This is a genomic window from Paracoccus sp. KR1-242 (genome assembly GCF_049446195.1).
Classification (GTDB): domain Bacteria; phylum Pseudomonadota; class Alphaproteobacteria; order Rhodobacterales; family Rhodobacteraceae; genus Paracoccus; species Paracoccus broussonetiae.
The window spans coordinates 41,076-66,323 of the sequence record NZ_JBMSED010000013.1; the positions used below are offsets into that span (position 1 = coordinate 41,076).

Here is a 25,248-nt window from a genome sequence, read left to right on the forward strand (position 1 = left end):
GCGATATATAGTCGGCCTCACGACGTTCCGACAAGCTTCTGGCAGGCGAGGCAAAGGGCCGATGCTGGACGACCATGGCGACTTTCGAACCCAATTCGTGCGCGAGCCATCGAACTTGCGCCACCACCCCGCATTGGTGCTGAACGCGGATTTCCGTCCCCTCAGCTACTACCCCTTGTCCCTGTGGCCGTGGCAAGAGGCAATCAAGGCGGTGTTTCTGGACCGGGTGCAGATCATCGCCGAATATGACGAGGTAGTCCGAAGCCAGCGGGAGGCGATACGCATCCCGTCGGTCGTTGTGCTGAAAGATTTCATCAAACCCCAGAAGCGCGTGGCATTCACGCGCTTCAATCTTTTTCTGAGGGACGAATTCTGCTGCCAGTATTGCGGGGCTAAGGGCGAGTTGACCTTTGACCATGTCGTCCCCCGGTCGCGGGGCGGCGTGACAAGTTGGGAAAACGTGGTTGCCGCCTGTTCGCCCTGCAACCTGAAAAAGGCAAACAAGTCGCTACGAAATTCGGGGATGCGGTTGCGCCGCAATCCTGCACGTCCCACGCCCGAGGAAATGCACGCATCGGGACGGCGCTTTCCGCCGAATTATCTGCACGAAAGCTGGATGGACTATCTTTACTGGGACACCGAGCTGATCGCCGGATAATCGCCCGGACGGGAAACTGTCGTCCCGTTTCTTCTGGATCTCTCCATCACAATCCTCGCGCGGGTGGGCATAGCAACCGATTTTGGCTGTGCTGGGACGGTTATCTGGTTCAGCTGGTTTCGGGCGGTTGCGTTCCGCCGTGGTGTGCAAGGGACCGCACGAGATCCTGAGTTTGAACTAGTGATGCTCGCGCATCGCCAGATGGGCAACCGCCGCAGCCATCAGGGCCACAAGGCCAAGGGCAAGCATCGGGACGCCGACCGCGCTGGCCGCCCAAATGGTCAGGCCAGCGGCAAGGATCACGGCAAGGACTAGGATCAGGAAATGCGGCAACGGCATGTCGTCCTCCAATGCCTTTAATATGTGCGCTGGGGGTGGAAACCGGAAGCCCCCTTCGTTCCCAACCCGATCACAAGGCGTAGGGTTTCCGCATTTCAGTGATGTTCTTGTATTGTTCCTGATGACGGGTTAGTATCCGGGCATGACCCTGCCACCCAGACATCCCGAGGAAAGGCTGCGCGCCCGTGGGGCGGATACGAGGCCGGATGCAAGGTTCGAGCCGTATCAGCGGATCCGCGAAAGCGACGGCTGGGATTATCCCGAAGACCCAGTGCTGTTGCGGACCGAGGTAACGATCGAACAGGCGCGCTCGATCATTGCGCGCAATACCTCGCCCGACATCACCTTCGACCGCTCGGTCAATCCCTATCGCGGGTGCGAGCATGGCTGCATTTATTGCTTCGCGCGGCCAAGCCACGCCTATCTTGGGCTGTCGCCGGGGCTGGATTTCGAAACCCGGATCACCGCCAAGCCCAATGCGCCGGACCTGCTTGCGGCCGAGATCGGACGGCGGGGCTATGCCGTGGCGCCGATTGCCTTCGGGACCAACACGGATCCCTATCAACCGGCCGAGGCAAGGCTTGGCATCATGCGGGCCTGCATCGGTGTACTGTCCGACTGGAACCATCCGATGACGCTGGTGACGCGGGGCGCGACGGTGATGCGCGATGTCGAGCTTCTGGGGGACATGGCAGGACGCAGACTGGTCACGGCTGGGGTGTCGCTGACCACGCTGGACGCGCAACTGTCCCGTGATCTTGAGCCACGCGCGCCTAGTCCGACCACGCGGCTGAAGATGATCGAATGCCTGGCAAGGGCCGGTGTGCCGGTTCGCGTCATGGCCGCGCCGATGATCCCGGTGCTGAATGAGCACGAACTGGAGCGGATCCTGACTGCCGCGCGGGATGCGGGGGCCAGTACCGCCGCGATGATCCCGGTCCGCTTGCCGCTGGAGGTCGCGCCCCTGTTTCGCGACTGGCTGGACCGTCACCGGCCGGGCATGGCGGCCCATGTCATGTCGCGCATCCAGGCGATGCGGGGCGGGCGAGACAACGACCCGCGTTTCGGCGCGCGGATGCGGGGCGAGGGGATCGAGGCGGAACTGCTGCACAAGCGCTTCAAGCTGGCGAAAAAGCGATTGGGGCTGGACGGGCAAAGCCCGGTCTTGGATTGCAGCCTGTTTGCGCCTCCGCCCCGGTCCGGGGACCAGTTGTCGCTGTTCTAGCGGTCCGGCATCAGTCCGCCGATGCGCGCCGAGATCGCATCGCTGCTGGGGCGTTGCCCGGCGGGGCGCTGGACCAGCGCATCATGCATCGCCGCCAGATGTGCCGGTGTCGTGCCGCAGCAGCCCCCGATGATGCGCACTCCAAGGTCGCGGGCAAGAACGGCAAATTCTGCCATCACCTCGGGCGTGCCGTCGTAAATCAGGCCGCCATCCTGATAGCGCGGCACACCGGCATTGGGTTTCGCGATCAGGGGACGCTCGGACCCGGTCGCCGAAAAGCCCGAGATCGCCAGCAATAGCTCGGCCGGGCCGGTCCCGCAATTCGCACCGTATGCGACGGGGGGATGGGGAAGGCGTTCGACCAGGGTGGCCAGTTGGGGCGGGCTGACGCCCATCATGCTGCGACCGCCGGGTTCAAAGCTCATCATCCCGCACCAGGGCAGGCCCACCGCCTGCGCCGCACGGGCCGCGGCGCGCATTTCCTCGACCGCGCTGACCGTCTCGATCCACAGGATATCGACGCCGCCTTCCTTCAACGCCTGCGCTTGCTCGGTGAAAAGGCGCGCGGCCTCGGCCTCGGTCAGGCGGCCGACGGGGGCCATGATCTCTCCGGTTGGGCCGATCGAACCGGCGACGATGACCGGGCGGCCGCCTTCTGCGACCGCTTCGCGGGCAAGGCGCGCCGCGGCGATGTTGAGGGACACCACCCGGTCCGCGGCACCGGCCAGTCGCAACCGGCTGGCATTGGCACCGAAGCTGTTCGTCAGGATCAGGTCCGCGCCCGCCGCGATCATCTGCCGATGCAGGTCTCGCACCCTGTCGGGTTGGGTTTCGCACCACAGATCGGGGGCGTCGCCGGGGGCCAGCCCCATATTGTAAAGATTGGTCCCGGTCGCGCCGTCGGCCAGAAGCCAGGGACGCGCGCCGAGCAATCGGGACAAGAGGTCCGTCATTGTCCTACCCGTTCTCGCACGGGATGGAGGTTATCACATCCCGCGTGGAAATACCTGATTTTCCTTGCCCGTTCAGCGGGACCGGATCATTCCCATGATCTCTTTGGTCCGCTCGACGATGGGCTGGGCGATTGCCGCGGCCTGATCAGCGCCTCGACCAAGGATGCGATCAATTTCCGCGGGATCTGCCATGAACTGGCTCATCCGTGTGGTGATCGGGGCCAGGGTTTCGACGGCGACTTCGGCCAGCGCCGGCTTGAAGGCGCCGAAGCCCTGTCCCTCGAAGCGCGCCAGCACCTGGTCGCCCGTCTCACCGGTCAGGGCGGCGAAGATGTTGACGAGGTTGCGGGCCTCGGGGCGGTCCTTCAGCCCGTCCATCGAACCGGGCAGGGGTTCGGCATCGGTCCGCGCTTTGCGGATTTTCTGCGCGATGGCGTCGCCGTCGTCGGTCAGGTTGATGCGCGCGGCATCCGAGGGATCGGATTTCGACATCTTCTTGGACCCGTCGCGCAGGCTCATGACGCGGGTGGCGGTGCCTTCGATCAACGGCTCGGTGATCGGGAAGAAGTCGAGGCCGTAGTCGTGGTTGAACTTGGCCGCGATGTCGCGGGTCAGCTCCAGATGCTGCTTCTGATCCTCGCCCACCGGCACGGCGGTCGCGTGATAGGCCAGGATGTCGGCTGCCATCAGCGAGGGATATGCCAGCAGACCCAGCGAAGAGTTCTCGGAGTTCTTGCCAGCCTTGTCCTTGAACTGGGTCATCCGGTACATCCAGCCCACGCGCGCGACCGTGTTGAAAAGCCACGCAAGCTCGGCGTGCTGGGAAACCTGGCTCTGGTTGAACAGGATCGAGACTTCGGGATCGACCCCAGACGCCAGAAAGGCCGCCGCGACCTCGCGTGTGTTGTGGCGCAGCTTCTCGGGGTCTTGCCAGACGGTGATCGCGTGCAGGTCGACGACGCAATAGATCGTCTCGGCCCCCTTGCCCTGATATTCGGCGAAGCGTTTCAGCGCACCCAGATAGTTCCCCAGCGTCAGCCCGCCCGAAGGTTGGATGCCGGAGAAGATGCGCTTGGCGAAGCTCGTGGTCATGGCACTACCTGCTTGGAAAAATCCGTAGGCTGGCTTACCCCTTGGCCGTCCCGGGCGCAACAGCCCGGACCAAGGAAGAGGAAGACGATGCGACCCGGTTACGACGAATCCCCGCTGAATCCCGTTCCCGCCGTGGTTTGGGCGTTGGTCCTGCCCATGATCGCCAGCGAGGCCGTCTTTGGTCTTGCGCAGATGGGCCTGACCGGGGGCGGGCCGGGCGCAGGCATGGCGATGCGCCAGGTCGCGGTCGAACGCACCGCCTATATCCCCGACCTGATCCTGCAACTGTGGCAGATGCGGGTGATCCTGCTGGACCAGAGCTGGCGGATCCTGACCTATCCCTTTGTGCACCTGTCGCTGATGCATGGCGTCTTCGTCGTCGTCTTCTGCCTTGCGCTGGGGAACCTTGTCGCCAGCCAGTTCCGGGCCTGGGCGGTCGTCGCGCTGTTCTTCGGGTCGTCCATTGGCGGGGCGCTGATCTATACCCTGTTCGCGGGCCTCTTTCCGCAGTTCCGCTTTCAGCCGCTGATCGGCGGCTATCCTGCGGTCTATGGCCTGGTCGGGGCCTTCACCTTCCTGCTTTGGACGCGGCTTGGGCAGGAAAACGCGAACCGGATGCGGGCCTTCACCCTGATCGGGATGCTGCTGGCCTTCCAACTGGTGTTCGGGATCCTTTTCCAGTCCGGGAATACGACGTGGATCGCCGAGGTGGCCGGGTTTGCCGTCGGGTTCCTGATGTCCTTCGTCCTGATCCCGGGCGGTGTCGCCCGGGTCATGCGTCAGATCCGTCAGCGCTGACGCCGGAAGCCGGCACGCAGGTCCGACGGACGAAATGCCCCCAACAATGTCGCGGCCACGCCATAGGCCGCGACCCCGCTGGCAACCAGCGCCAGCAACGCAAGATAGCGGCTGCCGGGCTGGTAAAGCGTATCGCCCAGCATGACCATCACGCCCCAGATCACCAGTCCCATGACTGCCGATGCCGCGACGATACGGGGCAACCGGTGGAGCAGGCGGTCGTCAAGTTCGGCCGCTTCGCCAAAGGCGCGGGTGCCGCGCCACAGTTGCAGCGCCATCGTCCAGCCCGCGATTGTCGTGCCCAAGGCTGCGGCCGAGAACCCGATCACCGGCGCAAGCCCAAGGGCCGCGACCGCGTTGACCACCATCGACCAGACCGCGAAGCGGAACGGGCTGCGCGTATCCTCACGAGCGAAATACAGCGGCTGCAGCACCTTCTGCAGGACAAAGGCGGGCAGGCCTGCGCCATAGATCGCCAGTGCCAGCGCGGTCGGACCGACATCCGCCTCAAGGAAAGCGCCGCGCCGGAACAGGACCGAGATCAGCGGGTAGCTGGCGATCACCAGCGCCACGGCGGCGGGCACGGTCAGGAACAACGCGAATTCGGTGGCACGGTTATAGGCGTGGCGTCCCCCGTCGGTATCCCCCGCCTTCAGCCGGCGTGAAATGTCGGGCAGCAGCACGATGCCGATGGCGATGCCGACGACGCCCAGCGGCAGCTGATACAAACGGTCCGCGTTGGTCAGCCAGGCAATTGCGCCGTCGTAGAAAGAGCCGACCTGCCGGCCGACCAGCAGGTTGATCTGCACCACGCCCCCCGCCAGCACCGCGGGCGCTGCCACCGCCAGAAGGCGGCGCATGTCCGGGGTCAGGCGCGGGCGGCGCAACCGCAGCGGAAAACCCATGCGCTTTGCCGCCCACCAGACGCAGAACAGCTGCGCGATCCCGGAAACAGGGGTCGACCAGGCCATCGCCATGCCCATGTCCCAGCCGTTCCGGTCCGCCAGCAGCATCGCGACGATCAGGATGAAGTTCATCAGCACCGGCGCTGCGGCAGCGGCGATGAAGCGGCCGCCCGCATTCAGCAGTCCGGACAGCAGTGCGGTCAGCGAGATGAACAGGATATAGGGAAAGCAGATCCGGCCATAGATCACCGCAAGGTCGAAACGCTCGTCGCCCCTGAACCCCGCGGCCATCGCCAGCACAAGCCAGGGCATGATGAGATGGGCAATCGCCGAAACCACCAGCACGACCGAGAACAGGCCCGAAAACGCCTCTTCGGCAAAGCCACGGGGATCGTCGTCGGCTTCGAGCCGCTTGGCGAACATCGGCACGAAGGCGGTGTTGAACGCGCCCTCGGCAAAGAAGCGGCGGAACATGTTCGGCAGCGTGAAGGCCACCAGATAGGCCTGTGCGACGGGTCCGGTCCCCAGATAGGCCGCGATCATCACGTCGCGGATGAAGCCGACAAGGCGGCTCGCCAGGGTCCAGGCCCCGACCGAGAGGAAGCCCCGGATTAGTCTGATCGGTTGCATTGAAGTCTTTCCGTGATCTCAGAACGGGCCGCCAAGCCTTCGCTCGGCCTTTTCGGCCCGCTCGGCGCCGTCCTTGATCGCTTGTTGCAGTTTCTTGCTCAGCGCCTCGCGTCGGTGCTGCTGGTGCAGTTTCAGCCCGAACATGTCCTTGACATAGAAGGTGTCGACGACCTGCGCCCCGAAGGTCGCGATCACCGCGCTGGAAATCTGGATGTGGTTTTCGGCCAGGGTCCGGGTCAGGTCGTAAAGCAGGCCCGGCCGGTCACGCGTATCGACCTCGATCACGGTATAGACGTCCGATGCCTCGTTGTCGAAGGTGACATGGGTCGGAAAGCGGAAGGCGCTGTCGCGTTTCCTGGGCTTGTCGCGGCCTGCAAGTGCCTCTCGGGGGACGATCTCTCCGCGCAGGGTGCGCTCGATCATCTTACGCAGGCGTGGCAGGCGTTCATCGGCATAGGGGTGGCCGTCGCCATCCTGCATCCAGAACACTGCGGTCGCAAAGCCGTCCTTGGTCGTATAGGTGCGGGCATCGACGATATTGGCCCCGACCAAAGCGATCGCCCCCGCCAGCCGCGAGAAGATGCCCGGATGGTCGGCCAGCACGAAAGCCGCGCGGGTCGCGTCGCGGTCTACATCAGGATGCAGGTCGATCCTGATTTCGTCATCGGTCAGCTCGCGCAGCAGATCGGCAAAGACGAATTGCGTTTCCGTGGGCAGGCTGGGCCAGTAGCTTTCATAATGGCGCCCAAGCTCTCCCTTGATCGCCTTCGGCTCCCAGCCCTTGGCGGTCAGAAGGTGGCGCAGTGAACGCTTGGCCTCTCCCGTGCGGCGGTCGCGGTTCAGCTCTTCCAGGCCGTTCTTCAGTGCATGTTCGGTCTCGCTGTGCAGCCGCCGCAGCAGGACGGCCTTCCAGTTGTTCCAGGTGCCCGGCCCGACGCCGCGGATATCGCAGACGGTCAGGACGGTCAGCAGGTCCAGCCGCTTCACGGTCTTCACCACCTTGGCGAAATCGCGCAGTGTCCGCGGATCCGAGATGTCCCGCTTTTGTGCGACGTCCGACATCAGCAGATGGTTGCGGATCAGCCATTCGATGGTCTCGATCTCATCGGGGTCAAGACCGAAGCGGGTGCAGACCCGGCGTGCCAGCCTTGCGCCAAGGATCGAGTGGTCTTCGGCCCGGCCCTTGCCGATATCGTGCAGCAGTACCGCCAGATAGATGACGCGACGGTTCAGCTTGCCCTTCATGATCCGGCTGACCGTGGGAAGGTCCGCGATCTCCTCTCCGCGCTCGATGGCGGACAGGGCGGCGACGCATTGGATCAGGTGCTCGTCCACCGTGTAGTGGTGATAGACGTTGAACTGCATCATCGCGACGACCGGCGCGAATTCGGGGATGAAGGCGGCGAGAACACCAAGTTCGTTCATCCGCCGGAGCGAGCGCTCCGGATTGCCGTGCTTCAGCAGCAGGTCAAGGAAGATCCTGACCGCCACCGGGTCCTGACGGACGCGGTCGTCGATCAGGTCCAGATTCGCCGCGACCGAACGCATGGCGTCGGGATGCAGCAGGATCCCGGTCCTCAGCGCCTCTTCGAACAGCCACAGGATGTTCAGGGGATCGGACAGGAACTGCGCCTCGTCGGCATAGTTCAGGCGCCCGCGATCAACCTTGAAGCCGGCGCGCACGCGCTTGCGGCGGCTGAAGAACCCGTTGAGGATCGGAGCCTTGTAAAGGTGCCTCGCCTCAAGCGCGACCAAGAAGACGCGTGTCAATTCACCCACGCGGGTCGCCTGGGTGAAATATTCCTGCATGAATATCTCGACCGCGCGGCGTCCGCCCTGATCGCGATAGCCCATGGCACGGGCAACTTCGACCTGCATGTCGAAAGTCAGCTGGTCACTGGGACGGCCCGCGATCAGATGCAGATGACAGCGCACGGCCCACAGGAAATCCTCGGCCTGCCAGAAGGTCAGGTGCTCTTCCTTGGTGAAGAAACCCAGGTCGACCAGTTCGACCGCGCGGTCGACGCGGTGGATGTATTTCGCGATCCAGTAAAGCGTCTGCAGATCGCGCAATCCGCCCTTGCCCTCCTTGACGTTCGGCTCAAGGACATAGCGTTGGCCGCCCTGGCGACGGTGACGCTCGGCCCGTTCGACCAGTTTCGCCTCGATGAATTCGGGGACGGAGTTGTCGAAAAGTTCGCCCCACAGGCGGTCGCGCAGTGTTTCGGCGGTGTCGGCAAAGCCGCAGATCAGCCGATGTTCAAGCAGGCTGGTGCGGATGGTGATGTCGCCCGCGCCAAGCCGCAGGCAGTCATCGATCGTTCGCGTCGACTGACCGACCTTCAGCTTCAGATCCCACAGCATGTAAAGCATGGATTCGACCACGCTTTCGGCCCAGCCGCTGACTTTCCAGGGGGTCAGAAACAGCAGATCCACATCGGATTGCGGCGCCATCTCGGCCCGGCCATATCCGCCAATTGCCAGCACCGCCAACCGCTCGGCATCGGTCGGATTGGTCTGGGGATGCAGCACAGTAACGGCGACGAGGTGGATGGCCCTGACGGTCGCATCCGTCAGGCTTGCAATGGCGCGGACCGTTTCCCGAGCAGCACGCGGATGGGACTGGAAACCCGTAACGATGTCGGCCAGCGCCTCAGCCCGGGCGCGGGTCAGGATGGCGACAGTCCGGCTGCGGATCTCGCGCGCGCCCTCGGCGCCTTCAAGCGCGGCGACGAGATGCGGCAGAAAGGTCTCGGGCGAGAACAACGAATGTGCCCCGGGCAATGCCGGGGCGCTTTGAGGCAATGGTTGCACGGGAATGCCGGTCAAGGTCAGAACCCTGCGCCGCCAAAGCTTTGCGGTGCGGGATCCAGAATTTGGACCTGTCCGTTGCGGATCGTCGCGACCGAAAGCGCGCGTTCGTTGGTGCCGTCACGACGCAGGCGGAAGGCGCCGGTGATGCCCTGGAAGCCCGAGTTTTGCGTCAGCCCGGCCGTGGTCAGGGCATTGCGCTTCCCGGCGCGGACCAGCGCGGCGATCGCGGCGACGCCGTCATAACCAAGCGAGCCAAGCTCATGCGGAGCCTCGCCAAAGGCCGCGCGGTAACGCTGGTCGAATTGGCCTTTCATCCGAGTGTCGGGCAGCGCGAACCAACCGCCCTGCACGCCGCGCAGTCCCATCCGCGACGCGGGCTGGTCCCAACGTGTCAGGCCCATCATCTGCACGGTGGCCGAGGTAACGCCCGCATCGGCCAGTTTGTCGGTCAGATAGGGCAGGACCGCGCCGTGGTTGGCGGTCAGGAAGACAGCATCGACATTGCCCGACAGCGCGGCCTGACTGACATTCGGGATCACCCCGTCGATGCCCTGCTGCGAGACGGGATGCGTGGCCAACCCGGCAAGGGTCGCGCGGTTGCGCTGGATCGCCTTCTGGATCGCTTGCGAGCCGACCTGGCCCGCCACGTCATCCTCGGCCACCACCAGGATGCGGCGCTTGCCGTTGCGGACCGAATAGCGCACCAGCCGGTCGGCGACGTTGCCAAAGGTGTTGCCCAGAACGAACAGGTTCCCGCCCGCAATGTCGGCATTGTTTGAAAAGGACAGCACGTTGATCCCGCGCGGCGCCATCGCGACGCCCACGGCATTGGCGGAATCGGCGAATAGCGGGCCCAGGATGATCTTTGCCCCCTCATCGGCCGCCTGGTTGGCCTTGGCCACAGCAACTGCCGGGTCCGAGCCCGCCTCATAGACGCGCAGATCGATCGTCGCGCCCTGCGCATCGCGCGCCGCCATCGTCGCCGAATTCTTCAGCGAACGGGCAAGCCAGTCCATGTCCGCGCTGCCGGTGCCCGCGGGAACCAGAAGGGCGACGGGTACTGGTTGAGACGGGTCGATGGTCTGTCCGGTCGAGGGGCCCGACATGCCGGTCTGGATCGGCTGACATGCGGCGAGCACCAGTGCCGATGCGAATGCGGCGATCCGGGCCAAGGGGCGACGCAAGCCGAAGCTGCCGCGGCGCGTGGACGTGACGGTCATGGCATGATTCCCTGTTGCTGCGGGCTGAGGTCTTAACGAAGGCAGGTTATTGTCATATCCGAGGGTTGGCAACTTCAGCGGCCCCGCCGCGGCACCAAGGAAAGGGAATGGCGATGAGCGAGAACGAACAGGCAGCACGGGCGGCACCGCGCACCCTTTCGCTGACCATCTCGAACCAGCCGCCGGAATCTGCGCTGTACCTGGTGGCGACGCCCATCGGCAGCGCGCGCGACATCACGCTGCGCGCGCTGGACGTCCTGAATACCGCTGACATCCTCGCGGCCGAGGATACCCGCAATCTGCGCCATCTTCTGGACATTCACGGCATCGCGGTCCGGGGACGTCGCATGATCGCCTATCACGATCACAATGCCGACCGCGCCCGTCCGGCGATTCTGCAGGCGCTCGAAGAGGGGTTGTCGGTGGCTTACAGTTCGGATGCCGGCACACCGCTTGTCGCAGATCCCGGCTATCGCCTGGCGCGCGACGTGGCCGAGGCCGGGTTCAAGGTGCGTGCGCTGCCGGGGCCTTCGGCAGCGCTGGCCGCGCTCAGCGTCTCGGGCCTGCCAAGCGATCGATTCCTGTTCGTCGGCTTTCCTCCGTCGGCGGCCGGTGCCCGGCGCAGGTGGATCGAAAGCTGGGCCGAGACACAGGCGACGGTCATCGCCTTCGAAAGCCCGAGGCGCGTTAAGCAATTGTTGGAAAACCTCTGCGAAATTGACGCGAACCGACCTACGGTGATTTGCCGGGAGCTGACGAAGAAATTCGAAGAGGTGATGCGCGGTTCGGCGGGCGAACTGGCGGGAGCAATCCCGGATGAAGGCCTGCGCGGAGAGATCGTCGTGCTTTTCGGACATCCCGAAGAAAAGCCCGTCGATGAGGCTGATCTGCGCGAAGTGCTGTCCGAGTTGCTGGGCAGGATGTCGGTCAAGGATGCCGCAACCGAGGCGGCGGCACGATTTGGAATGCCGCGACGAGAGGCCTATGCCCTTGCCGTGGCGATGCAGAAAGAGGCGTGATGAGCAAGATCGCGGGGCATGACCGCAATCCCCGAAGTGCACGCGGCAGCACAGCCTTTGCTTCGGGTCGGATGGGCGAGGATTCGGTCTGCCGCAACTATCTTGAACGCGGTTACGCGCTGGTCGCGTCGCGCTGGCGCGGCAAGGCCGCCGAAATCGACCTGATCCTGCGCAAGGGCGAGGAATTCGTTTTTGTCGAGGTGAAAACCTCGTCGCAGCATGACCGCGCCGCAGAACGGATCAACGGGCGCCAGATCGACCGGATCTGCCATGCCGCGCTGGAGTTTTGCGGTGGACTTGCGACCGGGTTGCTGACGTTGATGCGCTTTGACGCGGCCTTGGTCGATGAAATCGGTCGGGTCGAGATCATCGAGAACGCCTTCGGGGGCGCTTGATCCGTAAGGCTTGCAATGCACCACTGGGCGCGCCAAAACTCCGCCCGAACAAGGCCGGAGTTGCACGCATGAGTCTTTACGTCGCCCTTCAGATGGATCCGATCGAGCACGTCTCGATTTCCGGGGACAGCACGTTCCGACTGGGGCTTGAAGCCGAGGTGCGCGGACACCGCCTGTTTCAATATACCCCCGACAAGCTGAGCTATGTCGAGGGCAAGGTGCTTGCCAAAGGGCGCCCCGTCACGCTGCGGCGCGAACAGGGAAACCACGTGACCTTCGGGGATTGGGCCGAAGTGGACCTGGCCGAATTCGATGTGATCTGGCTGCGCCAGGACCCGCCCTTCGACATGGGCTATATCACCAACACCCACCTGCTTGACCGCGTCCATCCGAAAAGCCTTGTCGTGAACGACCCTTTCTGGGTGCGCAATTGCCCCGAAAAGCTTCTCGTTCTGGATTTTCCGGACCTTACCCCGCCCACGCTGATCACCCGCGACATTGCCCAGATCCGTGCTTTCCGCGAGCGGCATGGCGATATCATCGTGAAACCGCTTTACGGCAATGGCGGGGCAGGGATCTTCCATCTTCACCCGAAGGATCCGAATCTGTCCTCGCTGGTCGAGACATTTTCAGGAATCAACAGGGAGCCGATCATCGCGCAGAAATATTTGCCTGCGGTGGTCAAGGGCGACAAGCGGATCATATTGGTCGACGGTGAGCCGGTGGGGGCGATCAACCGCGTTCCGGCGGCGGGTGAGGCGCGCTCGAACATGCATGTGGGGGGAAGGCCGGAAAAGATCGGCCTGACAGACCGGGAACGCGAGATCTGTGCGATCATTGCGCCTGTCCTGCGTGAAAAGGGCCTGCTGTTCACCGGGATCGATGTGATCGACGGCTGGCTGACCGAGATCAATGTCACCTCGCCGACCGGCATTCAGGAGCTGGAGCGTTTCGACGGCACCAATGCCGCCGCTCTGATCTGGGACGCGGTGGAACGTCGACTGGCGGAACGCGACGGAAAGACGGTCTGAGCGGCAGCATCGGCACCTTGGCGAGGTTCGCACCACAATTGTCAAGGCGCGGTGGCGCCGTTTCGGTGCACTGACCTTGCTCCGCCGAGCCGGGTCAACACGTTGCACGCCGGGGTTCGCGGGTAGGGCGAGGATGTGAACGCGACAGCGTTCCGAACTTGCTGGCCAGAATTCGTGTGCTCGCCGGTGAAGCTGGCTTGAAACCGGGGGCGATCCGGAGCAACCCAGTTGCAGATTTTGCCAGCCAGAAAGCTGCCCGCCACTGTCGGTCAATCGGACCGCGTAAAGGTCAGTCGGAAGGACAAGGCCTCGGCAAGATGCGGTGCGCGGATCTGGGATGAGGCATCAAGATCGGCGATGGTGCGGGCCGCGCGCAGGATGCGGTGGTATCCGCGTGGGGTCATGCCGAAATGCTGTGCCGCGCGGTTCAGAAGCTCGCGCCCCTCAGCATCAAGTGGTGCGATTTCGTCCAGCAGGCGTCCCGAGGCATCGGCATTGACCCGTGCCTGCGGGTGTTTCGCAAAACGTTGCGCCTGAACCTCGCGCGCTGCTGCCACCCGGTTCCGAACCGTGGCCGAGGATTCGCCGCCCCCCGGCAGTTGCATGTCTTCAAGGGAGATCTGCGGAACCTCCATCCGCATGTCGAAGCGGTCCATCATCGGACCCGAGACCCGGCTCATGTAGTCGGCTCCGCAGCCGGGCGCGCGCGAACAGGACTGTCCGGCATCCGCAAGGTTGCCGCAGCGACAGGGGTTCGCGGCCGCGATCAGCAGGAAGCGGGCGGGATAGCGGATATGTGCGTTGGCGCGGGCGACATGGATCTCTCCGGTTTCGATCGGTTCGCGCAGGGCGTCGATGACGCGCCGTTCGAATTCCGGCAATTCGTCCATGAACAGCACGCCGTTGTGAGCAAGGCTGACCTGGCCCGGACCAGCATTTCGCCCACCCCCCACGATTGCCGCCATCGAGGCGGTGTGATGGGGCTGGCAGAATGGTGCGTCGCGCGAAATACCACCATTCTTCAGCAGGCCGGCAACCGAGTGAATGGTGGAGGTCTCAAGTGCTTCTGCCGGAGTCAGGGGCGGCAGGATGCCGGGGATGCGTCTCGCCAGCATCGTCTTGGTCGCGCCGGGCGGGCCCACCATCAACAGGTGATGACGACCGGCAGCGGCGATCTCGATGGCCCGCCGCGCACGTTCCTGCCCCTTCACCTCGTCAAGGTCTTCCAGGATGTCGCGGCCCTGCGCTTCACCCGGCTGGGCTGGTGTCAGGGGCGCGCGGTCGCCAAGGTGGTCGATGGCGTCGCGCAAGGTCCGGGGGCCGAAGACCGAGGCTGCGCCGACCCATGCCCCTTCGGCTGCGCAAGCGGCGGGAACCAGAAGGTCGAACCCCTGTTCGGCCGCGGCCATCGCTGCGGGAAGCGCGCCCGCCACCGGCGACAATCGCCCATCCAGCGCCAGCTCTCCCAGTGAAAGCACTTGCGCCAGCGCTTCGGCCGGCAGGATTTCCAGCGCGGCCAGAACGGACAGGGCGATCGGCAGATCGAAATGGGATCCTTCCTTGGGCAGGTCGGCGGGGGACATGTTCACCGTGATACGGCGCGAGGGCAGGGCGATCGACAGCGCTGCAAAGGCCGCGCGCACCCTTTCGCGCGCTTCGCTGACGGATTTGTCGGGCAGTCCCACAATGCCGAAACCCGGCAATCCCGGCGAGATCGAGCATTGCACCTCGACCAACCGCGCCTCGACCCCCTCGAACGCAACGGTATGCGCAATTGCAACCATGTCCCATCCCCGCCGCCCACCTTCGGGCAAGCGGTAGCGGAAGGGCCTTAATGCAAGGTTAACGGTCCAGATTCCTTGCCGCTGGACGCGATCAGGCCTATGTGCAGGGCAGCATCGAAACCGGAGGGCAACCATGCTGGGCAGCCGCGTCTTGCTGATCGTCGGAGGAGGCATCGCCGCCTTCAAGATACCGGAGCTGATCCGGGTGATGCGGCGCGACGGCATCAGCGTGGTCCCGGTCCTGACCGCGGCGGGGGCCGAGTTCGTGACCCCCTTGACGCTTTCTGCGCTGGCCGAGGAAGCCTGTCATACCGAATTGTTTGACCTCACCCGGGAATCCGAAATGGGTCATATCCAGTTGTCGCGGAATGCCGACCTTGTCGTGGTGGCCCCGGCAACCGCCGATCTGATGGCGCGGATGGCGGCAGGGCTTGCGAACGACCTCGCCTCCACCCTGTTGCTGGCGACTGACAAGCCGGTGCTGATCGCTCCGGCGATGAATGTGCGCATGTGGCAGCACCCGGCGACCCAGCGCAACCGCGACCTGTTGGAAGAGGATGGTATCCGTTTTGTCGGTCCGGCCGAAGGCGACATGGCATGCGGCGAGTACGGCCCCGGCCGCATGTCCGAACCTACCGAGATCCTGACGGCGATCCAGGGGATGCTGGGCCGCGACAGGCCCCTGCGTCTGCCGTTGGAAGCCGTGGTTCCGCGGGCGCATGAGCTGCCACTGGCAGGCAGGCATGTCATCGTGACTTCGGGGCCGACGCATGAGCCCATCGATCCGGTGCGCTATATCGCGAACCGTTCCAGCGGGGCGCAGGGCACGGCAATCGCCGCCGCACTGCGCGATCTTGGCGCGCGGGTCAGCTTTGTGACCGGTCCCGCCGAGGTGCCGCCACCCTCCGGGGTCGAGGTGATCCGCGTTCAGACGGCGCGCGAGATGCGCGAAGCGGTCGAGGCTGCCTTGCCCGCCGATGCCGCCGTCATGGCCGCTGCGGTCGCCGACTGGCAGGTGGTGAACGCGCGCGACAGCAAGATCAAGAAGGACGGTTCGGGTCGCCTGCCGGTGCTGGAATTCGCGGAAAATCCGGACATCCTGCGCTGGATCGGCGGACTGGACGAGGGGCGCCCCGATCTTGTCGTGGGTTTCGCGGCCGAGACCGATGACGTCGTCGCCCATGCCACCGCCAAGCGCCTGAAAAAGGGTGCCGACTGGATTGTCGCCAATGACGTCCGCCCCGAAACCGGCATCATGGGCGGGGCCGAGAATGCCGTGACCCTGATCACTGGCGCGGGGGTCGAGGAATGGCCGCGGATGGATAAATCCGAGGTCGCGCGGCAGTTGGCCTCGCGGATCGCGGATACGCTTGCCGAATTTTTGCCGTCTGAAACCGAGGTGGGAGCATGACGCAAAGGGTCTATCTGGATTGGAATGCGACGGCGCCGATGCGACCCGAGGCGCGCCAGGCGATGCTGGCAGCGACCGAGATCGTCGGCAACCCTTCCTCGGTCCATGCCGAGGGCCGGGCGGCGAAATCGGCGCTGGAACGCGCGCGCGAAGACGTGGCCACGGCGCTTGGCGCGGAAGGCGCGGATGTGATTTTTACCTCGGGAGCGACGGAATCCGCGGCGCTTGTCCTGCAGGGACGCGACCTGGCCTGCGCCGAGGTCGAACATGCGGCGGTCGTGGCCTGGTGCCGGCCCTCGCTTGGCGTGCACCGCAATGGCCGTGTCGACGTGGCCGATCCCCGGCAATCGACGCTGCAACTTGCCAATCCCGAGACTGGCGTGATCCAGGATCTGCCCGAAGGGTTGGCTGTCACAGACCTGACCCAGGCCTTCGGGAAGATCCCCTTCGCCTTCAACTGGCTGGGGGTCGAGGCCGGGTTCGTCAGCGCGCACAAGCTGGGCGGCCCGCGCGGGATTGGCGCGCTGGTGGTCAAGCGCGGCACCGAAGTCGAGGCGCGCCTGAAAGGCGGCGGGCAGGAGCAGGGACGCCGCGCGGGAACCGAGAACCTGATCGGCATCATGGGATTCGCGGCGGCGGCCAAGGCGGCCCAGAATGATCTGGATCAAGGTATCGCAGAAAAAGTCTCGGATACCCGCGATTCGCTGATGGCCGCTCTGGAATCCGGCGCGGAAATGGTTACATTCCCGGGACGCGAATCCCGCCGCTTGCCGAATACATTGTCGATCCTGACGCCTGGTTGGCGCGGAGAGACGCAAGTGATGCAGATGGACCTGGCAGGCTTTGCCGTTTCGGCGGGCTCGGCCTGCTCCTCGGGCAAGGTGCGGCCCAGTTCGGTGCTGACGGCCATGGGGATTGCGACGGAATGGGCGGGCGATGCAATCCGCGTCTCGATTGGTCCGACGACGGATCATCGGGACGTCATGCGTTTTGCAGAGGCCTGGCTGGCGGCCTATGCGCGCTGGCGGCAACGGAATGAATCGCGGGCGACCGCAGGAAGGGTTTGAGATGGCTGTTGAGATCAGCGAGGCGATCGAGGTGCGCGAAGGCGTGGACCGCGAAACCGTCGAGACCGTCCAGAACATGGGGTCCTACAAATACGGCTGGGACACCGAGATCGAGATGGAATACGCGCCGAAAGGCGTGAACGAGGATATTGTCCGCCTGATCTCGAAGAAGAACGAAGAACCGGAATGGATGACGGAATGGCGGTTGCAGGCGTTCCGCCGCTGGCAGACCATGACGGAACCCAAATGGGCGATGCTGAACTATCCTGAAATCGATTATCAGGATCAGTATTACTATGCGCGCCCCAAAAGCATGGAAGTGAAGCCGAAGTCTCTGGACGAGGTCGACCCCAAGCTTCTGGCCACCTATGAAAAGCTGGGCATTCCGCTGAAAGAGCAGATGATCCTTGCCGGGATCGAAGGCGCGGGCGAGACCCCGGCCGAGGCCCGCAAGGTTGCCGTGGACGCGGTCTTCGACTCGGTTTCGGTCGGCACCACGTTCAAGGATGAACTGGCCAAGGCCGGCGTCATCTTCTGCTCGATCTCGGAAGCCATCCGCGAGCATCCGGAACTGGTGAAGAAGTACCTTGGCTCGGTCGTGCCGCAGTCGGACAACTATTTCGCCACGCTGAACTCGGCGGTCTTCTCGGACGGCTCCTTCGTCTACATTCCGCCGGGCACCCGCTGCCCGATGGAGCTGTCGACCTATTTCCGCATCAACGCGGAAAACACCGGCCAGTTCGAGCGCACGCTGATCATCGCCGACAAGGGTTCCTATGTCAGCTATCTTGAAGGCTGCACCGCGCCCAAGCGCGACGTGGCCCAGCTGCACGCCGCCGTCGTCGAGATCGTCATTCTGGAAGACGCCGAGGTGAAATACTCGACCGTCCAGAACTGGTTCCCCGGCGACGAGGAAGGCAAGGGCGGCATCTACAACTTCGTCACCAAGCGCGCGGATTGCCGCGAGGCGCGGGCGAAGGTCATGTGGACGCAGGTCGAGACCGGCTCGGCGATCACCTGGAAATACCCGTCCTGCATCCTGCGTGGAAATGAAAGCCAGGGCGAGTTCTACTCGATCGCCATCGCGAACAACATGCAGCAGGCCGATACCGGGACCAAGATGATCCATCTTGGCAAGAACACCCGTTCGCGCATTGTTTCCAAAGGTATTTCCGCAGGTAAGGCGCAGAACACCTATCGCGGCCTTGTGACCATGCACCCCAAGGCCACGAACAGCCGCAATTACACCCAATGCGACAGCCTGCTGATCGGGGACAAGTGCGGAGCCCATACCGTGCCCTATATCGAGGTGAAGAACACCTCGTCGCGGGTCGAGCACGAAGCCACCACCAGCAAGGTCGATGACGACCAGCTGTTCTATTGCCGCGCCCGCGGCATGGACGAGGAGGAGGCCGTGGCGCTGGTCGTGAACGGCTTCTGCCGTGAGGTCCTGCAGGCGCTTCCGATGGAATTCGCCATGGAGGCGCAATCGCTGGTCGCGATCTCGCTGGAAGGGTCGGTCGGATGATCCCCGCCGCGTCCCGGGCCGATCGGGCCAGCGGGCGCGGCCGCCGTTTCGCAAGGTGGCATGTCCGCCGTGAAATCCACTCTGATGGTGTCGGCCCCCGACACCGCCACACCATCGACTGAGGTAAGAATAATGCTGAACATCAAGAACCTGCACGTCAAACTTGAGGACGAGGACAAACAGATCCTCAAGGGCGTGGATTTGACCATCCCGGCGGGCGAGGTCCACGCGATCATGGGTCCGAACGGCTCGGGCAAGTCGACCCTGTCCTATGTCCTGTCCGGCCGCGACGGTTACGAAGTCACCGATGGCGATGCCAGCCTTGACGAACACGACCTTCTGGACATGGAACCGGAAGAGCGCGCCGCGGCGGGCCTGTTCCTTGCGTTCCAGTATCCGGTCGAGATCCCCGGTGTCGGCAACCTGACCTTCCTGCGCACTGCCGTGAATGCACAGCGCAAGGCGCGCGGCGAGGAGGAGCTTTCCTCGGGCGAGTTCCTGAAGATCGTGCGCGAAAAAGCCAAGGCGCTGCAGATCGACAGTGAGATGCTGAAGCGCCCGGTGAACGTCGGCTTTTCGGGGGGCGAGAAGAAGCGCAACGAGATCCTGCAGATGGCCATGCTTGAGCCGCGGATGTGCATCCTGGACGAAACGGATTCGGGTCTGGATGTCGATGCGATGCGGCTGGTGGCCGAAGGCGTGAACGCGCTGCGTTCGCCCGAGCGCAGTTTCCTGGTCATCACCCACTACCAGCGCCTGCTGGACCATATCAAACCGGACGTTGTCCACATCATGTCGAACGGCCGCATCATCAAGACTGGTGGGCCGGAACTGGCGCTGGAAGTCGAGAAGAACGGCTATGGCGATCTTCTGGCGGAGGTTGGCTGATGGCGGATACGGCTGTTCTTGCCAGCACGGCGCCGGCGGTCGGGGGCAAGTCCCGGCCCGGCGACGCGGCGCTGGTCGCGCGCCTGGACGCGCTGGATCTGCCGCGGGGTGGTTTCAGCGCTGCCGCCCGCGCCGACGCTGCTGCCCGGATTGAGGCAATGGGCCTGCCTGGCGCGCGGGATGAATACTGGCGCTATACGGACCCGACACCCTTCAACGCGGCGGTTCCCGAGGCTTTGGCCTATACTGCGCGCGAATCCTCGCTTTTCGGGGAAATCGACCGGTTGAAGCTGGTCTTCGTCGACGGGCGTTTTGACGCGGCAGCCTCGGATGAGCTGGCGGGTGAGGGGATCGAGATCCAGACGCTTGCCGCCGCGGATGCCGCAGGCGATCACTGGGCAGCGGATCTTTACGGCAAGCTGGAAGCTGCCGGCCAGAAGCCCGTGAAGCGGCCTTTTGCCGTCCTGAACACCCTGGCGGCCACCGATGGTGCGCTGATCCGTGTGACGGGCAAGGTCTCGCGGCCCGTGCACATCCTTTACCGTCGCGATGCGCAGGATGCGGATGTGACCGTTCACCACGTCGTCCGGCTGGAGGAAGGCGCTGAGCTGACCCTGCTGGAGACCGGCGGAATCGGTGCGCGCTCGAACGTCGCGATGGAAGTCGAGGTCGGCCGTGAGGCCCGGTTCCACCACATTGCCAGCAAGCGTGCGGATGACGCCAAGGTCGGCATTGGCCATGTCTTTGCCCGCGTGGGCGAAGGCGCGCTGTTCAAATCCTTCACGCTGGCAGTCAACGGCAGCATGATGCGCAACGAAGGCGTGATCGAGATCGCTGGCAATGACGCCGTGGCCCATATCGCCGCGGCCGTGCTGGGCGATGGCAGCGAAGGCCGTTTCCACCACGACGACACCGTCTTCATCACCCATGCCGCCGAGCGTTGCGAAAGCCGCCAGGTGTACAAGAAGGTGCTGAAGAACGGCGCTCATGGCATCTTCCAGGGCAAGATCCTAGTGAAGCCCGGCGCGCAGAAGACCGACGGTTACCAGATCAGCCAAGGCCTGCTTCTGGACGAGGGCAGCCAGTTCCTGGCCAAGCCCGAGCTGGAAATCTATGCCGATGACGTGAAATGTTCGCATGGATCGACCACCGGCGCGCTGGATGAGACCGCGATGTTCTACCTGCGCTCGCGCGGGGTGCCGAAGGAACAGGCGGTCGTGCTGCTTGTCCTGTCCTTCCTGGCCGACGCGCTGGAAGAGATCGAGGATGACCGCCTGCGTGGCGACATTCTGGGCCGCCTGGATGAGTGGCTGACCAGCCGCGCGGCGGCCTGAGAACGACGATGACCCGCGCCGGAATCGTCCCGCGGATCATCGTAAGCTGGTGGGCGCCGGGCAGGGTGGTCGACACCCTGCGCGGGCTGCCTGACCGGGCGCTGATCGTGATCCTGATGTCGGCCATGCTGATGTATCTGGTCGCGCAGGCACCCGAACATGCGCGCGCGGCCGAGCTTGACCCCTCGATCCCATTGCAGGCCCGCATGGGTGGCGCGCTGCTGGGGGTCATGTTCATCATGCCGCTTCTGGCCTATGCGCTGGCGGCGCTGGTTTCGGCCCTGTCCCGTGCAACGTCGCGTCCCATCGGAGCGGTGGAATCGCGGCTTGCTCTGTTCTGGGCATTGCTGGCCGCATCGCCTGCCGTCCTGTTGGCAGGGCTGGTCGCGGGACTGATCGGACCCGGCCCGGCCCTGACGCTGACACGGGCGCTGGCAGGTCTGGGCTTTGTCATGATATGGGCCGCCGGATTGCGGACCTTGACGAGGAAGACATGAATATCAGCGATCTGGGCGATCTTGTTGTGCTGACCCTGCGAAAACCGGCCCAGGCCGTGCAGGTGCTGCGTGGCCTGGATCTGGCGCCGGGAGAGCGCTGGATGATCGTGATCCTGGCGGTGTCGCTGTCGACCGTGCTGGCAGGCATCGCCCGCTTGATGTTCTCCGCGCCCACCAACGACCCGATCTCGGCGCTGCTTGCCAACCCGATGGCGCTGGCTGGGTTGCAGCTGGGCGCGATGGTGATTTCTGCGGCTGCGGTAACTGTGATCGGGCGCGCCTTTCGCGGCACGGGCGTCTTTGCAGACGCCCTGCTGCTTGTTGCCTGGATCGAGCTGATCCTGGTCGGGTTGCAGGCGCTTCAGCTTGTCCTGATGGTGGTGTTTCCCCAGACGGGGACGCTGACCTCGTTGATCGCGTTTGGCGTCTCGATCTATCTGACGATCGCCATGACGAAGGAACTGCACGGCTTTGCCAGCACGCCCAAGGTCGCCCTTGGTTTCATCGGAGGCGTGTTTCTGGTGGCAACGATGCTGTCGATCCTTGCCGCCGCATTTGGAATTCTACCGGAGGTCTCGCCATGAGCTTCGATGTCGAAAAGGTCCGCGCCGATTTCCCGATCCTGTCGCGGCATGTGAACGGTCGGCCGCTTGTCTATCTGGACAGCGGTGCAAGCGCGCAGAAACCGCGCCAGGTGGTCGAGGCAGTCACCCGCGCCTATGAGGCGGAATACGCGAATGTCCATCGCGGGCTGCATTTCCTGTCGAACCTGGCTACCGAAAATTATGAACGGGTCCGCAGCATCATTGCCCGTTTCCTGAATGCCCCGCATGAGGATGAGGTTATCTTCACCTCCGGCTCGACCGAGGGGATCAACCTCGTCTCCTATGGCTGGGCCGCGCCCCGCCTGCAGGCGGGGGACGAGATCGTGCTGTCGGTGCTGGAGCATCACGCAAATATCGTGCCCTGGCATTTCCTGCGTGAACGTCAGGGTGTCGTCCTGAAGTGGGTCGAGCCAGAGGCGGACGGCTCATTGCCGCCTGAGAAGGTGCTCGCCGCCATCGGGCCGCGGACGCGGCTGGTTGCAGTGACGCAGATGTCTAATGTGACGGGCACCGTCGTCGATGTCGCGGCGATCGCGCGTGGGACGGACGTGCCGGTTCTGGTCGACGGCAGCCAGGCCTCGGTCCATATGCCGGTCGATGTCGCCGCGCTTGGCGTCGATTTCTACTGCATCACCGGGCACAAGCTTTACGGGCCCTCGGGATCGGGCGCGATCTGGATCAAGCGTGAACGCCAGGCCGAGATGCGCCCCTTCATGGGCGGCGGCGACATGATCCGCACCGTGACGCGGGAGGGGATCGATTATGCCGACCCACCCCTGCGGTTCGAGGCGGGTACCCCCGGAATCGTCAACCAGATCGGTCTGGGCGCTGCGCTGGAATACCTGATGGAACTTGGGATGGAGAATGTCGCCGCGCATGAACGCGAGCTGCGTGACTATGCGCGCGAACGCCTGCGCAGCCTGAACTGGCTGAACGTGCAGGGCGATGCCGCCGACAAGGGTGCCATCTTCTCGATGACGATGGAGGGCGCGCATGCCCATGACATCTCGACCATCCTGGACAAGCGCGGCATCGCAGTCCGGGCCGGGACGCATTGCGCCATGCCCCTGATGGAGTTCTACGGCCTGACTGCCTCGGCCCGCGCCAGCTTTGCGATGTACAATACCCGCGCTGAGGTCGACGCGCTGGTCGACGGCCTGTCCTTCTGCCGCGAGCTTTTCGCCTGAACCCCATTGCAGAGCCGCACGAATGCGGCTAAGCAGCGATGGCGCTGCACCCGTAGCTCAGCTGGATAGAGCGCTGCCCTCCGAAGGCAGAGGCCACACGTTCGAATCGTGTCGGGTGCACCATTTTCCTCAATAGGTTACTGGTTCTGTGGCTGTTTCTGGCAGTGCCTTGGCACGCGCCGATATCAGCTTCCGGGCCAACCGGCCCGCCGTGCATGACGCGACACTTGCCCGCGCATCGGACCTGCGCTTGACTGTCGGTGCGGCCGTCCCGACCGATTTCAGAATCACCTTTCTTGCAGACCCAGGGCGGCCAGGCTTGAGCGATTCCAGACTTGTTCCCGAAAAATGAGGAAGCCTGATGCTGAGGTTGATTACAGTTGCTGCCATTGCCTTGTCCGCGGGGCAGGGGCTTGCCCAAACGGCCACGCCCTATCCGTTCACTGCCGGTTACCCGACACCAGAGGCCAGCGCAAAGGCCCGCGATGATGCGGACTTCCAGCGCGCGATGGTGGCCTATCGCTTCTGGTATCCCACGGTGTCGATGGAAGGCATCTTTCAGGGCAACCGCAATGCCGGGATCGAGGACGGCAAGGCTTGGGGGATCGCGGCCACCGGGCCGAAGCAGGTCGGTCTGACACTGAACTCAGATACCCCCTATGGTTCTGCGACGCTGGACCTGTCGAATGGGCCGATGGTGATCGATCTGCCCCCGGGGGCGTTCATTGGCCTGGTGGACGATCATCATCAAGGCTGGGTGCAGGATATGGGCCTGCCCGGCCCCGACGCTGGCAAGGGGGGCAAGCACCTGGTCCTGCCGCCCGGATATACGGGCGAAGTGCCCGAAGGCTATCACGTCGGGCGTTCGACCACGATGAAGAACCTTCTCGCCATTCGCGCATTGCCGCAGGGTGGCGATTTGCAAAAGGCGCTGGACGCGCTGCGCAGCGTGAAGATCCACCCTCTTGGTGACGACGCGAAACTGCTGGAGGCGGTCGACACCAGTGACAAGGCGCTGGACAGCTCGTCCCTGCGGTGGGAGGACAATTTCGGCTTCTGGGAGCAACTGGCGGCGGTGATCGATGCCGAGCCGCTCAATCCGAATTTCCTGCCGATGTATGGCCTTCTGGCCGAGCTTGGGATCGAGAAGGGCCAGCCCTTTGCGCCAGATGCCCGGATGCATGCCATCCTTGAACGCGCCGCAAAGGAAGGACGCGACCAGATGCTGGTTTCGGCCTTCGACAGTGACCGGGCCGATCGCACCGCCTGGACGGACCGGAAATGGGAATGGGTCGGGCTTGTTCCTGGCAGCGCGCAGTTCGAGACCCCCTATGGCGTCGATCTGGAGGCGCGGGACCGCTGGTTTGCGCAGGCCATCGTGACATCTCCGGCCATGTTCCGGCGCGATGCGGGGGCGGGATCGCTTTACTGGCTGGGGTCGCGGGACGCGGGGGGCGCGTGGCTTGACGGCGGCAAGACCTACAAGCTGACCGTTCCGATGCCCGTGCCCGACAAGCTGTTCTGGTCCGTCACCCTTTATGACGCGCAGACGCGCAGCCAGGTTCAGACCGACCAGGACAAGGCCGCGCTGCGATCCATGTTCGAGTTGAAGGATGTGGGGGATCAGACCTCGGTCGACCTGTTCTTTGGTCCCGAGCAACCCGAAGGGGCCGAAAGCCGCTGGATCAAGACCACGCCGGGCCGGGGCTGGTTCGCCTATTTCCGGATCTATGGCCCAGAGACCCCGGCTTTTGACGGCAGCTGGAGGCCCGGGGACTTCGAGGAGGTGAAACCCTGATGCGTGGCATGCGGGGCCGCCACAGCGCGGCCCCGTCTCAATCCCAGTTCGCGTCAGGGTGGGACGCTGT

Annotated in this window: 22 protein-coding genes and 1 tRNA gene; 16 read left to right on the plus strand and 7 right to left on the minus strand. The window is 64.2% G+C overall.

All coding sequences use genetic code 11. The features are described from left to right. Positions 1-61 precede the first annotated feature (61 nt). Entirely contained in the window at positions 62-658 is a 597-nt protein-coding gene (locus ACO2Q4_RS18875; RefSeq protein ID WP_395135247.1) for an HNH endonuclease, read from the plus strand. Positions 659-835: 177 nt separating this feature from the next. On the opposite strand, the gene ACO2Q4_RS18880 is transcribed toward ACO2Q4_RS18875, so the two are convergent. After that, the gene (locus tag ACO2Q4_RS18880) at positions 836-997 is read right to left on the minus strand and encodes a hypothetical protein (protein WP_311760937.1); all 162 of its coding nucleotides are present in this window, start codon (positions 995-997) and stop codon (positions 836-838) included. 142 nt (positions 998-1,139) lie between these two features. Between ACO2Q4_RS18880 and ACO2Q4_RS18885 the strand changes: the two genes are divergently transcribed. After that, positions 1,140-2,222, plus strand: coding sequence for a PA0069 family radical SAM protein (locus tag ACO2Q4_RS18885; RefSeq protein WP_423321150.1), 1,083 nt, complete (start codon positions 1,140-1,142; stop codon positions 2,220-2,222). Here the strand turns inward: ACO2Q4_RS18885 and bmt are convergent. Further along, the gene (bmt, locus tag ACO2Q4_RS18890; protein WP_311760935.1) at positions 2,219-3,175 is read right to left on the minus strand and encodes a betaine--homocysteine S-methyltransferase; all 957 of its coding nucleotides are present in this window, start codon (positions 3,173-3,175) and stop codon (positions 2,219-2,221) included. The genes ACO2Q4_RS18885 and bmt overlap by 4 nt on opposite strands. 72 nt (positions 3,176-3,247) lie before the next feature. Continuing rightward, positions 3,248-4,267 (minus strand): tryptophan--tRNA ligase, encoded by a 1,020-nt coding sequence (gene trpS, locus ACO2Q4_RS18895; protein ID WP_311760934.1) that lies wholly within the window; start codon positions 4,265-4,267, stop codon positions 3,248-3,250. 87 nt (positions 4,268-4,354) lie between these two features. Here trpS and ACO2Q4_RS18900 point away from each other — a divergent pair, with 87 nt between their 5' ends. Further along, positions 4,355-5,065: a rhomboid family intramembrane serine protease gene (locus ACO2Q4_RS18900; RefSeq protein ID WP_311760933.1), complete on the plus strand. Its 711-nt coding sequence runs from the start codon at positions 4,355-4,357 to the stop codon at positions 5,063-5,065. On the opposite strand, the gene murJ is transcribed toward ACO2Q4_RS18900, so the two are convergent. Genes murJ through ACO2Q4_RS18915 form a run of 3 tightly spaced genes read right to left on the minus strand, consistent with a single transcriptional unit; the run spans position 5,056 to position 10,634 of the window. After that, positions 5,056-6,600 (minus strand): murein biosynthesis integral membrane protein MurJ, encoded by a 1,545-nt coding sequence (gene murJ / locus ACO2Q4_RS18905; protein WP_423321153.1) that lies wholly within the window; start codon positions 6,598-6,600, stop codon positions 5,056-5,058. The genes ACO2Q4_RS18900 and murJ overlap by 10 nt on opposite strands. 18 nt (positions 6,601-6,618) lie before the next feature. Beyond that, on the minus strand, positions 6,619-9,414 hold the full coding sequence (locus ACO2Q4_RS18910; protein WP_423321309.1) for a [protein-PII] uridylyltransferase: 2,796 nt from the start codon (positions 9,412-9,414) through the stop codon (positions 6,619-6,621). Positions 9,415-9,431: 17 nt separating this feature from the next. Then, a complete protein-coding gene (locus ACO2Q4_RS18915) occupies positions 9,432-10,634 on the minus strand; it encodes a penicillin-binding protein activator (protein WP_311760930.1) in 1,203 nt (400 codons plus the stop codon). A 113-nt stretch (positions 10,635-10,747) separates the two neighbouring features. Between ACO2Q4_RS18915 and rsmI the strand changes: the two genes are divergently transcribed. The 3 genes from rsmI to gshB all read left to right on the plus strand — a co-directional run bounded on the left by rsmI (position 10,748) and on the right by gshB (position 13,079). Next, the gene (gene rsmI, locus ACO2Q4_RS18920; RefSeq protein WP_311760929.1) at positions 10,748-11,653 is read left to right on the plus strand and encodes a 16S rRNA (cytidine(1402)-2'-O)-methyltransferase; all 906 of its coding nucleotides are present in this window, start codon (positions 10,748-10,750) and stop codon (positions 11,651-11,653) included. Further along, positions 11,653-12,048 carry a YraN family protein gene (locus ACO2Q4_RS18925; RefSeq protein ID WP_423321155.1) on the plus strand — a complete coding sequence of 132 codons (396 nt, stop codon included), beginning with the start codon at positions 11,653-11,655 and terminating at the stop codon, positions 12,046-12,048. The genes rsmI and ACO2Q4_RS18925 overlap by 1 nt, the downstream gene beginning before the upstream one ends. A 68-nt stretch (positions 12,049-12,116) precedes the next feature. Next, complete coding sequence (gshB, locus tag ACO2Q4_RS18930) at positions 12,117-13,079, plus strand: glutathione synthase (protein WP_395135240.1); 963 nt, start codon at positions 12,117-12,119, stop codon at positions 13,077-13,079. 269 nt (positions 13,080-13,348) lie between these two features. Here the strand turns inward: gshB and ACO2Q4_RS18935 are convergent, their stop codons facing one another. Next, positions 13,349-14,863 (minus strand): YifB family Mg chelatase-like AAA ATPase, encoded by a 1,515-nt coding sequence (locus ACO2Q4_RS18935; protein ID WP_423321157.1) that lies wholly within the window; start codon positions 14,861-14,863, stop codon positions 13,349-13,351. Between the two features lie 133 nt (positions 14,864-14,996). Here ACO2Q4_RS18935 and coaBC point away from each other — a divergent pair, with 133 nt between their 5' ends. From coaBC to ACO2Q4_RS18985, 10 genes are all read left to right on the plus strand, one after another. Then, complete coding sequence (coaBC, locus tag ACO2Q4_RS18940; RefSeq protein WP_423321159.1) at positions 14,997-16,274, plus strand: bifunctional phosphopantothenoylcysteine decarboxylase/phosphopantothenate--cysteine ligase CoaBC; 1,278 nt, start codon at positions 14,997-14,999, stop codon at positions 16,272-16,274. Beyond that, positions 16,271-17,341 (plus strand): cysteine desulfurase family protein, encoded by a 1,071-nt coding sequence (locus tag ACO2Q4_RS18945; protein WP_311760924.1) that lies wholly within the window; start codon positions 16,271-16,273, stop codon positions 17,339-17,341. Before coaBC ends, ACO2Q4_RS18945 begins: the two co-directional genes overlap by 4 nt. Position 17,342: 1 nt before the next feature. After that, entirely contained in the window at positions 17,343-18,869 is a 1,527-nt protein-coding gene (gene sufB, locus ACO2Q4_RS18950; protein WP_311760923.1) for a Fe-S cluster assembly protein SufB, read from the plus strand. 132 nt (positions 18,870-19,001) lie between these two features. Then, positions 19,002-19,757 (plus strand): Fe-S cluster assembly ATPase SufC, encoded by a 756-nt coding sequence (gene sufC / locus ACO2Q4_RS18955; RefSeq protein WP_395135235.1) that lies wholly within the window; start codon positions 19,002-19,004, stop codon positions 19,755-19,757. Next, positions 19,757-21,091: a SufB/SufD family protein gene (locus ACO2Q4_RS18960; protein ID WP_395135234.1), complete on the plus strand. Its 1,335-nt coding sequence runs from the start codon at positions 19,757-19,759 to the stop codon at positions 21,089-21,091. The genes sufC and ACO2Q4_RS18960 overlap by 1 nt, the downstream gene beginning before the upstream one ends. 8 nt (positions 21,092-21,099) lie before the next feature. Continuing rightward, positions 21,100-21,588 carry a hypothetical protein gene (locus ACO2Q4_RS18965; RefSeq protein ID WP_395135233.1) on the plus strand — a complete coding sequence of 163 codons (489 nt, stop codon included), beginning with the start codon at positions 21,100-21,102 and terminating at the stop codon, positions 21,586-21,588. After that, positions 21,585-22,172 (plus strand): YIP1 family protein, encoded by a 588-nt coding sequence (locus ACO2Q4_RS18970; RefSeq protein ID WP_311760919.1) that lies wholly within the window; start codon positions 21,585-21,587, stop codon positions 22,170-22,172. Before ACO2Q4_RS18965 ends, ACO2Q4_RS18970 begins: the two co-directional genes overlap by 4 nt. After that, positions 22,169-23,380, plus strand: a complete 1,212-nt coding sequence (locus ACO2Q4_RS18975; RefSeq protein ID WP_423321163.1) for a cysteine desulfurase — start codon at positions 22,169-22,171, stop codon at positions 23,378-23,380. The genes ACO2Q4_RS18970 and ACO2Q4_RS18975 overlap by 4 nt, the downstream gene beginning before the upstream one ends. A gap of 46 nt (positions 23,381-23,426) precedes the next feature. Beyond that, positions 23,427-23,503 (plus strand) — tRNA-Arg (locus ACO2Q4_RS18980). A gap of 238 nt (positions 23,504-23,741) precedes the next feature. Next, positions 23,742-25,178, plus strand: coding sequence for a DUF1254 domain-containing protein (locus tag ACO2Q4_RS18985; RefSeq protein ID WP_423321165.1), 1,437 nt, complete (start codon positions 23,742-23,744; stop codon positions 25,176-25,178). Positions 25,179-25,248: the final 70 nt, after the last annotated feature.

Bases quoted from the DNA above. Each gene is read 5' to 3' on its own strand.
- ACO2Q4_RS18875 (WP_395135247.1), top strand. From the start codon at position 62: ATGCTGGACGACCATGGCGACTTTCGAACCCAATTCGTGCGCGAGCCA.
- ACO2Q4_RS18880 (WP_311760937.1), bottom strand. From the start codon at position 997: ATGCCGTTGCCGCATTTCCTGATCCTAGTCCTTGCCGTGATCCTTGCC.
- ACO2Q4_RS18885 (WP_423321150.1), top strand. From the start codon at position 1,140: ATGACCCTGCCACCCAGACATCCCGAGGAAAGGCTGCGCGCCCGTGGG.
- bmt (WP_311760935.1), bottom strand. From the start codon at position 3,175: ATGACGGACCTCTTGTCCCGATTGCTCGGCGCGCGTCCCTGGCTTCTG.
- trpS (WP_311760934.1), bottom strand. From the start codon at position 4,267: ATGACCACGAGCTTCGCCAAGCGCATCTTCTCCGGCATCCAACCTTCG.
- ACO2Q4_RS18900 (WP_311760933.1), top strand. From the start codon at position 4,355: ATGCGACCCGGTTACGACGAATCCCCGCTGAATCCCGTTCCCGCCGTG.
- murJ (WP_423321153.1), bottom strand. From the start codon at position 6,600: ATGCAACCGATCAGACTAATCCGGGGCTTCCTCTCGGTCGGGGCCTGG.
- ACO2Q4_RS18915 (WP_311760930.1), bottom strand. From the start codon at position 10,634: ATGACCGTCACGTCCACGCGCCGCGGCAGCTTCGGCTTGCGTCGCCCC.
- rsmI (WP_311760929.1), top strand. From the start codon at position 10,748: ATGAGCGAGAACGAACAGGCAGCACGGGCGGCACCGCGCACCCTTTCG.
- ACO2Q4_RS18925 (WP_423321155.1), top strand. From the start codon at position 11,653: ATGAGCAAGATCGCGGGGCATGACCGCAATCCCCGAAGTGCACGCGGC.
- gshB (WP_395135240.1), top strand. From the start codon at position 12,117: ATGAGTCTTTACGTCGCCCTTCAGATGGATCCGATCGAGCACGTCTCG.
- ACO2Q4_RS18935 (WP_423321157.1), bottom strand. From the start codon at position 14,863: ATGGTTGCAATTGCGCATACCGTTGCGTTCGAGGGGGTCGAGGCGCGG.
- coaBC (WP_423321159.1), top strand. From the start codon at position 14,997: ATGCTGGGCAGCCGCGTCTTGCTGATCGTCGGAGGAGGCATCGCCGCC.
- ACO2Q4_RS18945 (WP_311760924.1), top strand. From the start codon at position 16,271: ATGACGCAAAGGGTCTATCTGGATTGGAATGCGACGGCGCCGATGCGA.
- sufB (WP_311760923.1), top strand. From the start codon at position 17,343: ATGGCTGTTGAGATCAGCGAGGCGATCGAGGTGCGCGAAGGCGTGGAC.
- sufC (WP_395135235.1), top strand. From the start codon at position 19,002: ATGCTGAACATCAAGAACCTGCACGTCAAACTTGAGGACGAGGACAAA.
- ACO2Q4_RS18960 (WP_395135234.1), top strand. From the start codon at position 19,757: ATGGCGGATACGGCTGTTCTTGCCAGCACGGCGCCGGCGGTCGGGGGC.
- ACO2Q4_RS18965 (WP_395135233.1), top strand. From the start codon at position 21,100: ATGACCCGCGCCGGAATCGTCCCGCGGATCATCGTAAGCTGGTGGGCG.
- ACO2Q4_RS18970 (WP_311760919.1), top strand. From the start codon at position 21,585: ATGAATATCAGCGATCTGGGCGATCTTGTTGTGCTGACCCTGCGAAAA.
- ACO2Q4_RS18975 (WP_423321163.1), top strand. From the start codon at position 22,169: ATGAGCTTCGATGTCGAAAAGGTCCGCGCCGATTTCCCGATCCTGTCG.
- ACO2Q4_RS18985 (WP_423321165.1), top strand. From the start codon at position 23,742: ATGCTGAGGTTGATTACAGTTGCTGCCATTGCCTTGTCCGCGGGGCAG.